Source organism: Paraburkholderia silviterrae (assembly GCF_004353915.1).
Taxonomy (GTDB): domain Bacteria; phylum Pseudomonadota; class Gammaproteobacteria; order Burkholderiales; family Burkholderiaceae; genus Paraburkholderia; species Paraburkholderia silviterrae.
This window is the reverse complement of record NZ_SMRP01000022.1, coordinates 36,129-50,718: the sequence shown is the minus strand read 5'-3', so window position 1 is coordinate 50,718 and position 14,590 is coordinate 36,129. Positions and strand designations below refer to the sequence as shown.

Here is a 14,590-nt window from a genome sequence, read left to right as displayed (position 1 = left end):
ATGACCACGCTTTCCCTGACCGTTTTCCCCCTGAACGGCGCCGCCACGGCGCTGCCCGTCGAGATCGACACGCTCGTGATCGCGGGCTGGGCCGGCCGCGACGCGCAGGCCATCCAGGCCCATATCGACGAGCTCGCCGCCCTGGGCGTCGCCCCGCCCACGAGCACGCCGTGCTTCTATCGCGTGGCCGCCAGCCAGCTCACGCAAGCCGAAACCGTCGAGGTGCTCGGCACGCACACGAGCGGCGAAGTTGAATGCGTGTTGCTGGACAGCCCGCTCGGCACACTGGTCACGATCGGCTCCGACCACACGGACCGCAAAGCGGAGGCCTATAGCGTGGCGGTCTCCAAGCAGGTCTGCGCGAAGCCGCTCGCCCGCGAGGCCTGGCGCTATGCCGACGTCGCCGCGCACTGGGACCAGTTGCAGTTGCGCGCGACGGTCGTGGACGCGAGCGGCCAGGCGCGCCCATACCAGCGCGGCGCCGTGGACGGCCTGCTGCCGCCACCGGCGCTCTGGCGCGGCTATGCGCAAACGGAAGGCGCGCACGCCATGAGCGAAGCGCACGAAGGCGCACTGCCCGCGCGCTGCGCGATGTTCAGCGGCACGCTCGCCGTGCACGGCGAGCTCGCGGCGATGACCTCGGGCGACGCCTTCGAGATGGAGCTGCACGATCCGGTGCTGGGCCGCAGCCTGCGCCAGCGCTACAGCGTGCGCGCACTGCCGGTCGTCGCCTGAGCTCGAGTCGCGCATGCGCATTCGCCGCGCCCTTGCATACCTTTAAACGCATCCCACACCATGCCGCAGATGACTTTCCCGCCCGCTGCACCGCTTGAGCAACTCGCCGCCGCGCTCGACGCCGGCGCCACCACGAGCCGCGCGCTCATCGAGACCGCGCTCGAGCGCATCGCCGCCGATGGCGGCAACGGCGCTCACGCCTTCTGTGATGTCGATACCGAAGGCGCCCGCCGCCAGGCCGACGCGCAAGACGCATTGCGCCGCGCCGGCGTCAAGCTCTCGCCGCTCGCCGGCTTGCCGGTATCGATCAAGGATCTCTTCGATGTGGCGGGGCAGCCGACGCGCGCCGGCTCCCGCGTGCTCGCCGACGCCACGCCCGCCTCCTCCGACGCGCCTGCCGTGGCCCGCCTGCGCCGCGCTGGCGCGGTGCTGATCGGCCGCACCAACATGAGCGAATTCGCGTTCTCGGGGCTCGGGCTCAACCCGTGGCACGGCACGCCGCGCTCGCCATGGCGCACAGATGCCGATACCCCACGCGTGGCGGGCGGCTCCTCGTCGGGTGCGGCGGCATCGGTGGCGCAAGGCATGGCGGTGGCGGGCCTCGGCAGCGACACAGGCGGCTCGCTGCGCATTCCCGCCGCGTTCTGCGGCCTGACCGGCTTCAAGCCGACGGCGCGGCGCATCCCCACCGCGGGCATGGTCCCGCTTTCGACGACGCTCGACACCGCGGGCGCGATCGCGCCGAGCGTGGCGTGCTGCGCGCTCCTCGACCGCGTGCTGGCCGCGCAAGCCAACGGCGACGCAGCCATGCCGCATTGGCCGCGCGCGACGCTCGACGGCGCGCGGCTTGCCGTGCTCTCGCACGCTGTGACCGACGGCATGGACGCAACGGTTGGCGCGGCCTGGGACGCGGCGCTCGCGCGCCTGTCGCGCGCGGGGGCGCATCTGGTGCCGCTGCGCCTGCCGGTGCTCGACACGCTCCCGAGCATCAACCGCTACGGTTTCTCGCCCATCGAGGCCTACGCGGCGCACCGCGCGCGCCTGCCCAGCCAGGCGGACCGCTACGACCCGCGCGTGCTCGCCCGCATCCGCCACGGCGAAGCAGCGAGCGCCGCCGACTACCTCGACCTGCTCGCGGCGCGCGCCGACGCCATCGCGCAAGCGCGCGCCGCGCTCGCGGGCTTCGACGCCTTCCTCATGCCGACCGTGCCGATCGTGCCGCCCGCCATCGACGCGCTTCAAGCCGATGCGGCCCACTTTGCGGCCACCAACGCGCTGGTGCTGCGCAATCCCTCGATCGTGAACTTTCTGGACGGCTGCGCCGTGTCGCTGCCGTGCACCCCTGCTGGCGAAGCGCCGGTGGGGATCAGCGTTGCGGGCCTCGCGCTGGCAGACGCGCGCGTGCTGGGCATCGCGCAAGCGATGGAGGTTGCGCTGCACCAATGAGCCGGGCGCCTGGCCACAGCGAGCTTGGATCTTCCGCTGGGCGTCCTATACTAGATATCAGCCGCGCGGAAGCCGGCCCTGATGTAGCAATAGACGGGAAACTCCGTTTAATGGGGCGCGGTAGCGGGGCCACGGAAACGCCTGCGTAAAAAACGTGGGCGTTTTCTTTTCCGCATCTACGATGCAAAACCCCGAGGGCGCCACTTATGGCTGGGGCGTCGTGTTCTCCGACGTCGCGGCCTGTCCTTCCTCGAGGAAGCCGATCCGGAAGCGGCAAACGACACAGCGGGCGCTTGATCGAACCGCCGGTATCGTTGCTGCTGACGCTCAGTTGAACTCGATATCCGTGTAATCAATCCAGATCAGCAGCCTGTCTTCGAGCACCTGGCCGTTTTCGTCGCAAAGGTACGCTCTCCTGCGGCCCGGAACGAGCAGACCGTTCGCGTCCACCAGGTCATACGCGTAATTCGCAACGTAACCACCGCCTGCAATATCGAGCGTGTAGTCCTGGCGGCGCAGCAGGAAATCGTCGCCGAAATAGAAGGTCTGGACGGGACTGTGGCTGGCAATCGCGGGGGGAAACGTAACGCGCAGCGCGCGCCATGTCTCGTCACCCTGTTCAAGCGGGGCCACCTCTTCGAGCGCTATCCCGGGCAGCGCGAGCGAAAAAGGCGCATTCAGATAGATCCACTGTGTATATCCGCCGAAGTACGCCCGGTCCAGTGGGTCCCACGGCGTATTCAGATCATGCCCACTAAAGTGCTCGCGCGGATTCGTCCTCTCGGTCAGCACCTTGCCATCGAGCGTTTCGATCGTGACGCGCTCCGGCACAAAGCGCGCAAGCTTGTCGGCTCCGCCAAACGGAGTGATCGAGCTCGTTTCCTCTGTGGTGCCCACCGTCACTCGCCGGGGTTCGGGCGCTTGTGGCGCTTTTCGGTCGAGTAATTCACCTCCGCTAATCAGCGTCGCCGCTACATGACTGAAACTCGTCCAGCGTTCAAGCCCGCCATGCGCCCGAAGCGCGGACGCCAGTAATTCGTTCATCGTAGTTTTTCCTGCTTCCTTGAATCGTCAAAATCATTAGCTGCACATGAGCGGCCGGCGACGAAACCGGCGCCATGTGGAGCCAAGCGGGAATCGCCCGCTTATGGAGCCACGACCCAGTCGCGGCCGGCGATCGGGCCACCCGCTTGCTGCATGCGGGCGCCCGATGGCAGATCACCCAGATCGCCAGGCGCGCAACCGAGCGCTGTGACGAGTCCGGTCACCACCGCCTTCGCCTCCTTGTCGTCACCGGAGACGAAGATGACGCGCTTGCCGTCATGGAAGTTCGGACCCCTATCGTAATGCTCCATGCGTCAACGGCAACGCCGCGCGAGCATGGCGGGCTTAGGCCGTACCGCCGCCGTCCACACTGATGCTCTGGCCATTGATATAGTGCCCGGCGCCCGAGACGAGCAGGAGCGCCAGGCCGGCCACATCCTCAGGCTCGGCAATGCGTCCCATCGGAATGGTCGAGACCGTCATCTTCTCGCGCTCCGGGTTCTCCCAAAGCATGCGCGAGAAGTCCGTGCGCACCGCGCCCGGGTTGATCGAGTTGACGTTGATGTTCGACGGCCCAAGCTCGACAGCCAGGTTGCGCACGAGTTGGTCGATCGACGCCTTGGCCATGCCGTACAGTCCGAGCACACCCGTGCCGCGCTTCGCTGCGCGGCTCGACATGAAGACGATCGAGCCGTGCTTGCGCTCGACCATTTGCGGAGCGAGTGCCTGGACGAGCGAGAAGCTGCCGCGTACCCCTTCGGCCATCGTCTTGTCGAATTCCTCGGCTGTCTGGCCCAGCAACGGGCCCGCGGCGGGATTGCCCGCCGCATTGAGCACGAGCGCGTCCACGCGCCCGAAGGCGGCAAGCGCACCGGCCGCGAAACGCTGCACGCTCGCGGGGTCCGTGATGTCACAGGCGAATGCCGCGACTTCGAAGCCGTCTTCGTCGCGCAACTTCGCGGCGGCCGCATCGGCCGTTTCCTGGGTGCGTCCGGAAATGACGAGCTTCGCTCCCGCTGCGCCGAGTGCCCGCGCAATGGCCAGGCCCATGCCCTTGGTGGATGCCGTTACGACGGCAACTTGGGATGTGAGGTCAAACAGATTCACCACGATCGAGGCTCCTGTTTCCCGCGCCCTCGCGGGAAACGGTTGAATATCAGCTAATGAAGAATGTCCTGCATTTAGTTAGCAGAACACGTTAGTGTTGCTCCTTGGCTTCGGCTTGTTTCGCCGCCGCTATCAGCGCAGCGAACCGCTCCAGTGCAGCCACGCTGCTGTGCACCGAGTGATATTCCTGTTGTCCAATGCGTGCGTCAAGCACGATTGTCATGCCGGATTGTCGGGCGACGTTCAGGATGTCCATTTCATCCTCCTTACCTCAGTACTGTGCGATTCGTGCTGCGCCAGATTCGACGCTTCCTGTTTGACAGGGTACGCGCTGGCACACGAAGATCAACGAGGCTGGGATGAAATATGCTTTCGCATAACCCGAACAATCGCCGCGGCGTCCCTCATCACAGTCCGGGAATCGCAATACCAAAGGTCTGGAGAACCAACACCACGTTGAGCGCCAGGATAACCACGGTTCCAAGGATGGCCATGCCGGCCACCCATCGGCGATTCGCAAACGGTCCCATCACGTCTTGCCGTGAAGTCAGAATGACGAGAGCGATCATCGGCACCGGCAAGGCGAAGCTCAACACCACCTGACTGTAGACGAGCGCCTCGGTCGCGTTGACACCGCACGCGACGACAACGAATGCCGGCACCATGGTGACGAGCCGGCGAACCCAAACCGGAATGCGCCATCCCATGAAGCCTTGCATGATCATCTGCCCGGCCATCGTTCCGACCACCGAACTGGACACACCGGATGCCAGCAACGCGACGAGAAAGATGCCAGCGGCTGCCGCGCCGAGCACCGGCGTCAGGCTGTGATACGCCGTTTCGATTTCGGCCACCTCGGGATGGCCCGCATGAAAGGCCCCCGACGCCATGATCACCATCGCCATGTTGACGAGCCCGGCGACGGTGAGTGCGACAATGACCTCGACATTCGAAAAGCGCACCAGCTTGTAGCGTTCCGTATTGCTGCGAGCGCGCGTGCGGCCTTGCGTCAGCCCCGAGTGCAGATAAATCGCGTGCGGCATCACCGTGGCGCCGAGAATGCCGACCGCGACAGACAGCGCGTCCGCGCCGTGAAGCCGGGGGACGAACGTTCCCTTGAACGCAGCGGGCCAGTCGACATGAACGATCAAGAGTTCGAACACGTAAGACAGCGCGACGGCTACGATGAGGCCGCCGATCACCAGCTCGAGTGGGCGGAACCCCTGCTTCTCCCCAGTGAGAATCGCATAGGTGACGATGCCCGTGACGATCATGCCGACCAGTAACGGGATGTGAAAAAGCAGAGACAGGCCGATTGCACCGCCGAGGAACTCGGCAAGGTCGGTTGCCATCGCCGCGATTTCGCTCACGCCCCACATCCCATAGGCCACCGGCAGCGGAAAATGCTCGCGGCTCAACTGTGCGAGATTGCGATTCGTCACGATGCCGAGCTTCGCGGACAGCGCCTGAAACAACATGGCGATGACATTGGCCGCCAGCACGACCCAGAGCAGCGAGTACCCGTATTTCGCCCCCGCCTGGATGTTGGTCGCGAAGTTGCCCGGGTCCATATAGGCGATCGACGCCACGACGGCGGGCCCGGCGAAGAGCAGCTTCGAGCGCCAGCTATCGTCGCGCCCGGCCAGCACGCCGGCGATGGTTCGCGAGGTACGCTCGGTCAGTCCCAGTTGTCCTTCAGCGGTGCTCATTTCGTTCTTCCTGTTCAAGTCGGGCCGCCGAACGGCCAGCACTATGGCAGGAGTCATGTTGCCGGGAATTGGCCGCCGTGAACAATTGAACGTTCGAATCGTGCCGATATCGTTTTGCGTCGTTGAGTCCCTCGGAAAAAGGGAAGCGATCGCCGTCAGGGCGTTCTATCGTTTGCTTACGGACCGTAAGTAACGCTGCGGGAAACGGCTTGGGATGGCTCAAGACGCAGCCGCCAGCCTCGCCGCATGCTCTATGACTCTGGCGAGCTTGCCGTCGAGCTCGCGTCCCACCGCGGCAACATCCGCATTGCCGAATTGACCGAACAGCGTTGAGGGCCGGTCGTATTCGACCCGCACTGTGCCAGGCGCCGATTCATAGACCAGCACGGACAGCGGCGCATAAAGACCGGCACGGATATCATGGCGCGTCATCTGCATGGCAACACGCGGGTTGCCGATGTTGTAGCGGATGGCTTGCCTCGGGGCTCCGGCGATATTGAGCACCATCCCGTGATTCTGCGTCGAGAAGATCATCAATCCCTGATCCCCTTCCATCTTCGCGAGACGGGCATCCGCCGCGGCCGGGTCGGTTTGCAGCAGTGCCTTGAGGGAGGAAGGGTCGAAGCGGCCCAGCAAGGCTTCCAGGTGTTGCGTGAACGCCCCAAAATCGACTTTGGCTTCCAGGGTGACGTGGGTGACAGCGATTTGCTGCGATGAAGTTTGAATCAAAGAATCGGTTTGCATGGTAGTCGACGATAACCCGCTATGCGCGGTGGTAGAAAGGAGTCCAAGGTAAATCAGGATCGCGATGGATGGGATGCGGAAGGACCTCATCATCCACGGCGCCTACGATTGCCGCGCAGCATCAGCCAGCGCCCGGCCGAGCATGACTTTGGCCAATTGCGTGCGATAAGCGCCATCGGCAAAACCGTCTTCGAGCGGCGTCACGTCCACGAAAGCGGCCTCGACAATGCGGCGGATTTCCTCTGCCGATCCGGTAAACCCACGGCCCAGCTCCGCTTCAGCCGCATGAGCGCGGCACGCCGTTTCCGCCACACCGGTCACGCCGATCATGCCGCCTGTGCAGCGATTGCCCGCGTAGCGCAAGGCGACGGCGGCCGCGGCGACGGCGTAACCCGAAGCGGGATGGCGGAATTTCCGGTACGCCACGCGATCGGGCCCAGGCAACGGAATGACGATGCGCGTGAGCAACTCGTCCTGCTGCACCGCCGACGACATGAGGCCAACAAAGAATTCGTCAGCGGGCACCACGCGCACACCGGCGCTGCCGGTGACTTCCATGCGCGCATCGAGCGCCAGCATGACGGCGGGCCAGTCGGCCGACGGGTCGGCGTGGACCAGCGAACCGCCGAGGGTTCCGCGATTGCGCACAGTCGGATCCGCAATGACGCCGGCGGCCAGCGCGATCAACGGCACGCGCTCCGCCAGCCCGGCATGACTGCCAAGCTCGGCATGCGTGGTCGCGGCACCGATCGCAATGTGATCGGGATGGATCTCGGTGCCTCGGAGTTCCGGCAGCGTGCCGATGTCGACGAGCCGCGAGACGCCGGTCAGGCGCAGCTTCATGAGCGGGATCAGCGAATGGCCCCCGGCCAGCAAGCGGGCGTCGGGGTCGCTTGCGAGCACGGCAAGCGCATGCGCCACACTGGTGGCTCTAACATAGTCGACCGCATAGGGGATCATGCAGGGCTCCTGGTGGCGTTCTGGACGGCGCGCCAGATTTTCGGCGGCGTAAGCGGCATGTCGAGGTGAGTGATGCCGAATGGCTTCAGCGCATCGCAAACGGCGGAAACGATCGCAGGCGGCGCGCCGACGCAACCCGCTTCGCCGATGCCCTTCACGCCAAGCGGATTCGTCGGCGATGGCGATACGTGGAAAGCCGTGCGCATGCGCGGAACCTGCTCGATGCGCGGGAACCCGTAGTCGAGCAGGGATCCCGAAAGCAGTTGCCCGCTTGCGTCATATCGGGCCTCTTCATAAAGCGCCTGGCCGATGCCTTGAGCAATGCCGCCGTGCATCTGCCCATGGCACAGCATGGGGTTGATCAGCACGCCGACGTCGTCAACCGCAACATAGTCAAGAATGCTAACGACCCCGGTTTCTGGATCCACTTCCACGACCACCGCGTGACATCCGTTGGGCGCCCCCATCGCGACGGGCTCGTAGAACACGCGCTCTTCCAGGCCGGCCTCCATGTCGCGCGGGAGCTTGCTGGCCACATAGGCCATCCTGGCGACCTCGGCAAAGGACACCGTCGCACCATCCTTCGTGGCAAACACGCCGCCGGCGTATTGCACGCCCTCTTCGTCGGCCTCCAGCATGATCGCGGCGATCTTGCACGCTTTGGCAAGAATCTTGCCCGCCGCCATCCAGGCTGCGGAGCCCCCCACCGGCATGGAGCGCGAATTGAACGTGCCATGACCGGCCAGCACGCGGTCGGTGTCGCCCTGCACCACGTCGATGTCTTCCATCGGCAGTTGCAGCGCGTCGCCCACAATCTGCGCGTAGCTGGTGGCGTGGCCGTGGCCCTGCGGCATCGACCCGCTGAACAAGGTCACCTTGCCATCGGAATGCACGCGAATATGGGCGCTTTCCCAGCCGCCGCGGTCGAAGCCGACCCGGCGCAGCAGTTGGGAATTGCCCATGCCGACGAGCTCGAGATAGCAGATCACGCCAATGCCGATATACCGGCCTTCGTGCCTCATAGCGGCCTGCCGCTTGCGCCAGCCGTCGTAATCGATCATCTCCGTGGCGCGGGACAGGCAGGCTTCATAGTCGCCACTGTCCCATTTGCCGCGTGCAGTGTCGTGCGGCTGATACGGAAACTGGTGCGCCTGGACCAGGTTCAGGCGGCGCAGCGCAACGGGGTCGAGGTCGAGCGCATTGGCCACCGCATCCATCGCGCGCTCGATGATATAGGCGGCCTCTGGCCGGCCCGCGCCGCGATAGGCATCGACGGGCGTGGTATGGGTCGTCACGAGATCGACCTGCACATCCACACTCGCAATCTGGTAGTTGCCGGTGACGTAGCTCGCCGTGTTGATGGTGGGAATGCCGGTCCCCATGTTGGAGAGGTAAGCGCCCAGGTTCGCATACGAGCGAACCTTGATCCCCAGTACCTTGCCTTCCTTCGTGACGGCGGCATCCACGTATTCCACGTGGTCGCGGCCGTGGGTGGTGGCCACGTGGTTCTCGCTGCGCGTTTCAGTCCAGCTCACCGGGCGGCCGAAGCGCTTCGAGGCAAAGGCGACAAGCACCTCCTCGACGTAGAAGTGCATCTTGCACCCGAAGCCGCCGCCAATATCGGGCGCAACAATGCGGATCCGGTGCTCGGGCCAGCCCAGCGTCTCGGCGAGCCATCGCCGGGACATGTGCGGCACCTGGCTTGGCAGGATGAAGGTGAGCCGCTCGTCCAGCGCATCGTAGCTGGCGCAGAGCGCACGCGGTTCCAGCGGACTCGGAATCAGCCGCTGGTTGACGATGCGAATGGACACGACCCGGTCCGCCGCCTTCACGGCTTCCTCGTAGTTGCCGCCCTTCAGCTTGAATACGCCAATCAGGTTGCCGGGAACATTGTCATGAAGCTGCGGAGCCCCCTCCTGAAGCGCCGCCTCCGCATCCACGACCACGGGCATTTCGTCGTACTCGACGCTCACGAGCTCGGCGGCGTCGGCGGCCAGTTCGCGCGTCTGGGCCACCACCATGGCCACGGCCTCTCCGGCGTAGCGCACGTATTCGGCAGGCAGCACGGGGTGCGGCGGCACGATGGAATTGCCCACGACCCAGTTGGGACGGATATCGCCGACCTTGCCGGCAATATCGGCATGGGTCAGCACACCCACCACGCCGGGCAGCGCCAGCGCGGCGGCCGTGTCGATATGCCGGACGCGCGCATGGGCAAAAGGCGAGCGGACAAACGCGGCAAACGTCATTCCGGGGAATTGATGATCGTCCGTAAACCGGCCCTTGCCACTCATCAGGCGCTCGTCTTCCCGCCGCTTCACGGGCTTGCCGATATAGCGTGTGCCGACGTCGCTATGGCCTTCACTCATGACTCGCCTCCTCTACCGGTTGAGCGGCGTGCTCCTTCAGGCGAGATGCCGCCAGCAGGACGGCGTCCACGATGTGCTGGTATCCCGTGCAGCGGCACAGATTGCCATGCAGCGCCTCGCGAACCGCATGCTCCGAAGGTTCGGGCGTCGTGACCAGCAGCGCGCGCGCCGCCATCAGCATGCCAGGCGTACAGAAGCCGCACTGCAGCCCGTGGCACTCATTGAACGCGCGCTTGAGCACGGTGATGATGCGATCGCGCTCCATGCCTTCGATGGTCTGCACGCTGCAGCCCTCGGTCTGTACCGCCAGCACGGTGCAGGACCTCGCGGTCTTCTGGTCGATCAGCACCGTGCAGGCGCCGCACTGCGAGGTGTCACAGCCGATATGCACGCCCGTCAGCCGCAATGAATCTCGCAGAACATGGACGAGCAGCCGCCTCGGTTCTGCCTCAATGGTGCGCAGCTCACCATTGACGGAATTCTGTATCTGCATGGGTGTCACCCTGTCCCTTTGACCGCTCGTCTTGCTCGATAACCAGAACGCTTCTGGCACCACGCGAACTCATTAAATGATGATCGTCATACTTCACGGCGAAGCCGTATCCCCGCACTCGCTCACCAGTTTTTCGAACCGCGAAAAGAAGTCCGCGAGAAACTTGTTGGCCACGGAGCCGACGAGGCGCGAGCCGATTTGCGCGAGCTTGCCGCCGAGCTGCGCTGTGGCGGCATAGTGCAGCGTGGTCCCGCCATAGATGTCTTCCAGCTGAACGTCGGCCGTCAGTTTGCCGAAGCCCGCGATTCCGCCGCTGCCGTTGCCTTCGATTCGATATCCGGTGTCCTCGCGCAGATCCGCGAAACGCGCAGTCCCTTTGAAACGGGCCTTGATCGGCCCGAAGGCCGCCGCGATGACGGCGTCGTAGCTCCCGTCCTCGGCCAGCTCATACTGTTCGCAGCCGGGCAGGCACTGCCGCAAGGTATGCGGGTCGTTGAGCCGCTGCCACACGACGGCGCGCGATGCACTGATGTGCTGTGATCCTTTGAATTCCAAAACATCCTCCTTCAATCCGGCAATGTATTCACCGATAACATGCTAGGGAGCCATGCCGGCATGGTCAAGAGCGGACCGCGTCAATCTCGGCAGGTGTTTACCCCGAGATCCCGAGCTGCCTGAGCTTCGATCAAGGGCCAGCGCCATGCAATGACGGTTATCATCTAATATATCGATTACAGGTTTCAGCGTTTGCATGACAGGAGCTCAATGATGCGCTACCCGCCCGAGCACAAGGAAGAAACCCGCGGCAAGATCGTCAAGGCGGCGGCCAAGGCGTTCCGCAAGCACGGCGTTGACGGCATTGGCGTCGCGCAGTTGATGAAAGGTGCCAAGCTCACGCATGGCGGCTTCTATGCCCATTTCGACTCAAAGGATGCACTTGTCGTCGCGGCAATCGATGCGGCCTTCGAGCAGATGAGAACCCGGCTCGAAACCGCAGTGTCGGGCGCGCCGCCCGATCAGCATCGGCGCGCCGTCCTCGACGCCTACCTGTCACAGGCGCATCGTGATCACCCGGAAGCCGGTTGCGTCATCCCCGCGCTCGGCGCCGATGTCTCGCGCCTGGACGCCGCCGCAAAACGCTCCTTCGCAGCGGGCATCAACGCGCTGATCGAACTGATCGGCGGAGAGGAGCAAGACAGCGAGGCGCGCGCGGCGACCATCACGACCCTGGCGGCCATGGTCGGTGGCATGGTCCTGGCGCGCGCGGTCCGCCCCGATGCGCTCTCCCAGGAGATACTCGATGCGGTGCGAAACATGGCGTAGCCGCGCGGGGCGGCGCTGCATCTTGCCCCGCGCCGCGTAACGCCTGGATACCCGGCATCTAGACCGCTTCGAGGATAGTCGCAATACCCTGTCCGCCGCCAATGCACTGCGTAGCCAAAGCAAACTGGCCGCCGCCGCGTGCAAGCAACGCAGCGGCTTTGCCGACAAGGCGCGCTCCGGTCGCACCTAGCGGGTGCCCGATGGCGAGCGCCCCACCGTCCACGTTGGTACGTTCAGGATCGAGCCCCAGCTCGCGGACACTCGCAATGGCCTGGCTGGCAAATGCTTCATTGATTTCCACCACGTCGAGATCTTTTGCAGCGATCCCTGCGCGCGCGAGCGCCTTGCGGGTCGCGGGAATCGGCCCGATTCCCATCAATTCCGGCTGGCAGGACGCAACCGCTGCGCTGCGATACTTTGCGAGCGGACGCAGTCCATTACGGCGGGCAAATTCTGCACTGCAGAGCAAAATGGCCGACGCCCCATCGGTCAGCGGCGAAGACGTGCCGGCGGTCACGCTGCCGTCTTCAATGAAGGCCGGCTTGAGCGAGCGCAGTGCGTCCAGATTCGTACCGGGACGGATGCAACCGTCCTGCGAGACCAGGCCCTGCGGGGTTTGAATGGGCACGATCTCGTCGTCCAGCCTGCCGCCCTCACGCGCGGCGGCAGCCTTCGCGTGCGAAACGACGGCGAGTGCCTCCTGGGCTGCGCGATCGACGCCGAACGCCTTCGCGACATTTTCCGCGGTGATCCCCATTGGGACATAGGCTTGCGGATACGTTTCCTGCAAGCGGGGATTGGGCGAGCGATTGAAGCCCCCTTGCGGCACCCGCGTCATCGACTCGACACCCGCGCAAATGAAAGCCTCCCCAAGCCCCAGCGCAATTTGACCCGCGGCGTAGTGTACCGAGGACATTGAAGAGCCGCAGAAGCGGTTGATGGTCACGCCGGGAACGGTGTCACCAAATCCGGCCAGGAAGCCAATGATGCGTGCGATATTCAGCCCTTGCTCGGCTTCCGGATAAGAACATCCCACCACGATGTCCTCGATCATGGCCGGTTCGAGGCCCGTGCGTGAGAGCAATGCCGATACCACCTGGGCCGCCAGGTCGTCGGGCCGAACGTCGATCAGCGCCCCCTTGCGGGCGAAGTGGAACGGCGAGCGTGCATATGCAGCGACTACGATATCTGACAAAGTTATCTCCTGATATTTGCTGGACTTACCGCGTTTGCGGCCCTCAGAGCGCGTACTGCGCCACACCGTTGCCGAAGGACCAGTTCTCCTTCCTGACCTCGACGAGACTGATGAACACGTCCTGTGGACGCACCGCCAGCGCCTCGTTCAGACGATCGGCAATCGTCTTGTAGAGCAACTTCTTTTGCTCCGTGCTCCGCCCCTCGTTGAGCGTGATCTGGATGATGACGAGGTCGTCGGTTCGCTCGATACCCAAATAAGTCGGGTCGTACACAAAATGGTTTTCGTCGTGCTCGCCGAGGATCTGGAAGTTGTCCTGGTCGGGCACGTTGACCGCGCTCTTGAGCGACTCATAAACCACCTTTCCGACCCTCTGGGCAAACGTCGGATCAGAGCGCTTCTTGATGTCGATTCGAACAATGGGCATGAGCTTTCTCCTGCAGTATGGGCGGAGTTGAACAGGGCGCGCTGCTTTATATGACGATCATAATTCATTGCGGCGAGCTTTGCTTTCCCCTCGAACCGCTTCAGTCGGGAGTGTGTATATCCACGGATATTCTCGTGTACGCAGCCGCGCCCGGCTCGAAGGCGATCTTGAATCCAAGACGCCGCGCGAGGGTGACCATTGCGTGGTTTTCGCTGAGGGTGGTGCCAAACATGCGCTTCACACCGGACGCCCTGGCAAGGTCGAGCAGGCTGGTCAGCAAAGCCCCACCCAGCCCCACTCGCTGCCATGCGTCCGCGATGACAATGGCGAACTCGGCCTCCTCGGCTGCGGGCTCCATCGCGTATCGGGCCACGCCAATCTGCCTCAGGTGGCCTTCAACAGACGCCGTAGCCACCACGGCGCCCTGATATTGGCGATCGAGATTAGCCCAGCGTTGCAGTTCGGCCGGAGACGGACATCTCGTGGACATCATTCTCATGTACCCCGTACGCCTGGACAGGCCAGCGACGAAATCGCGTGCAAGGTCGACGTCGTCCGGCCGGATCGGACGCAAAATTACAGGCTGCCCCTTCTTGTCGATCCAGACATGCTTGCCAACGTCCATCAGGACAGGAGCATCCGTCCAATCACTCGCTCCTGGCAGAATCTCTATCGCGCCCATCATTGCCTCACACCGGTTTTTGCCCCTGGACGAGCTACGTCGTGCCGCTTCCCATGCCGACAAAGCTCCAGACACTCCTTGCCAGCATCACCGCATGAGCGCCTTGCACGCATTCTAGGAGCGAATGCCCGGTCTCAACAGCATTGCAGAGCGAACTTGTTATTGCGCGCGAAAGAACAATCCGCATCGAATCCTGGACGGCATCGTTTCTCGTGTCGGCGCATTATTGCTAAATGTCGAATGTTGCATTCATCCGGGCCACCTTCCCTTGCGCAGCGATTTTTTCTACAGTAGCCGCAAGCCGCGCCCGATCTCGGAGCGGCAGGATCCGGCGCATGCATCCTTGCCAGAGGGGA

At 64.1% G+C, this 14,590-nt stretch carries 16 protein-coding genes; 3 read left to right on the top strand and 13 right to left on the bottom strand.

All coding sequences use genetic code 11. The annotated features are described in order from the left end of the window. Both EYW47_RS30665 and EYW47_RS30660 read left to right on the top strand, forming a co-directional pair. Entirely contained in the window at positions 1 to 735 is a 735-nt protein-coding gene (locus tag EYW47_RS30665) for a DUF2848 domain-containing protein (protein ID WP_133198564.1), read from the top strand. A gap of 69 nt (positions 736 to 804) precedes the next feature. Further along, positions 805 to 2,181, top strand: a complete 1,377-nt coding sequence (locus tag EYW47_RS30660; protein ID WP_133198635.1) for an amidase — start codon at positions 805 to 807, stop codon at positions 2,179 to 2,181. Positions 2,182 to 2,508: 327 nt separating this feature from the next. Here EYW47_RS30660 and EYW47_RS30655 read toward each other — a convergent pair whose 3' ends face one another. From EYW47_RS30655 to EYW47_RS30615, 10 genes are all read right to left on the bottom strand, one after another. After that, the gene (locus EYW47_RS30655; RefSeq protein ID WP_133198563.1) at positions 2,509 to 3,225 is read right to left on the bottom strand and encodes a hypothetical protein; all 717 of its coding nucleotides are present in this window, start codon (positions 3,223 to 3,225) and stop codon (positions 2,509 to 2,511) included. Between the two features lie 101 nt (positions 3,226 to 3,326). Next, a complete protein-coding gene (locus EYW47_RS30650) occupies positions 3,327 to 3,536 on the bottom strand; it encodes an NAD(P)-binding domain-containing protein (protein ID WP_205710181.1) in 210 nt (69 codons plus the stop codon). A gap of 34 nt (positions 3,537 to 3,570) precedes the next feature. Continuing rightward, positions 3,571 to 4,335: an SDR family NAD(P)-dependent oxidoreductase gene (locus tag EYW47_RS30645; RefSeq protein ID WP_133198562.1), complete on the bottom strand. Its 765-nt coding sequence runs from the start codon at positions 4,333 to 4,335 to the stop codon at positions 3,571 to 3,573. 88 nt (positions 4,336 to 4,423) lie between these two features. Continuing rightward, positions 4,424 to 4,588 (bottom strand): hypothetical protein, encoded by a 165-nt coding sequence (locus EYW47_RS41085; protein WP_165976722.1) that lies wholly within the window; start codon positions 4,586 to 4,588, stop codon positions 4,424 to 4,426. Between the two features lie 151 nt (positions 4,589 to 4,739). Then, entirely contained in the window at positions 4,740 to 6,041 is a 1,302-nt protein-coding gene (locus tag EYW47_RS30640) for an Nramp family divalent metal transporter (protein WP_133198561.1), read from the bottom strand. Between the two features lie 219 nt (positions 6,042 to 6,260). Then, a complete protein-coding gene (locus EYW47_RS30635) occupies positions 6,261 to 6,785 on the bottom strand; it encodes a DUF302 domain-containing protein (RefSeq protein ID WP_165976721.1) in 525 nt (174 codons plus the stop codon). A gap of 102 nt (positions 6,786 to 6,887) precedes the next feature. Next, positions 6,888 to 7,745 (bottom strand): FAD binding domain-containing protein, encoded by an 858-nt coding sequence (locus EYW47_RS30630; protein ID WP_133198559.1) that lies wholly within the window; start codon positions 7,743 to 7,745, stop codon positions 6,888 to 6,890. Then, positions 7,742 to 10,114, bottom strand: a complete 2,373-nt coding sequence (locus tag EYW47_RS30625) for a xanthine dehydrogenase family protein molybdopterin-binding subunit (protein ID WP_133198558.1) — start codon at positions 10,112 to 10,114, stop codon at positions 7,742 to 7,744. The genes EYW47_RS30630 and EYW47_RS30625 overlap by 4 nt, the downstream gene beginning before the upstream one ends. Next, positions 10,107 to 10,607, bottom strand: a complete 501-nt coding sequence (locus EYW47_RS30620; RefSeq protein WP_133198634.1) for a (2Fe-2S)-binding protein — start codon at positions 10,605 to 10,607, stop codon at positions 10,107 to 10,109. Before EYW47_RS30620 ends, EYW47_RS30625 begins: the two co-directional genes overlap by 8 nt. A 93-nt stretch (positions 10,608 to 10,700) precedes the next feature. Beyond that, positions 10,701 to 11,177, bottom strand: a complete 477-nt coding sequence (locus tag EYW47_RS30615) for an SRPBCC family protein (protein WP_338117852.1) — start codon at positions 11,175 to 11,177, stop codon at positions 10,701 to 10,703. Between the two features lie 195 nt (positions 11,178 to 11,372). Between EYW47_RS30615 and EYW47_RS30610 the strand changes: the two genes are divergently transcribed. Further along, positions 11,373 to 11,930, top strand: a complete 558-nt coding sequence (locus EYW47_RS30610; RefSeq protein ID WP_240763984.1) for a TetR/AcrR family transcriptional regulator — start codon at positions 11,373 to 11,375, stop codon at positions 11,928 to 11,930. Positions 11,931 to 11,988: 58 nt separating this feature from the next. Here the strand turns inward: EYW47_RS30610 and EYW47_RS30605 are convergent, their stop codons facing one another. The 3 genes from EYW47_RS30605 to EYW47_RS30595 form a co-directional block, all read right to left on the bottom strand. Next, a complete protein-coding gene (locus EYW47_RS30605; RefSeq protein WP_133198631.1) occupies positions 11,989 to 13,125 on the bottom strand; it encodes a thiolase family protein in 1,137 nt (378 codons plus the stop codon). Between the two features lie 43 nt (positions 13,126 to 13,168). Then, entirely contained in the window at positions 13,169 to 13,552 is a 384-nt protein-coding gene (locus EYW47_RS30600; RefSeq protein ID WP_133198557.1) for a tautomerase family protein, read from the bottom strand. 100 nt (positions 13,553 to 13,652) lie between these two features. Then, entirely contained in the window at positions 13,653 to 14,237 is a 585-nt protein-coding gene (locus tag EYW47_RS30595) for a GNAT family N-acetyltransferase (RefSeq protein WP_133198556.1), read from the bottom strand. Positions 14,238 to 14,590: the final 353 nt, after the last annotated feature.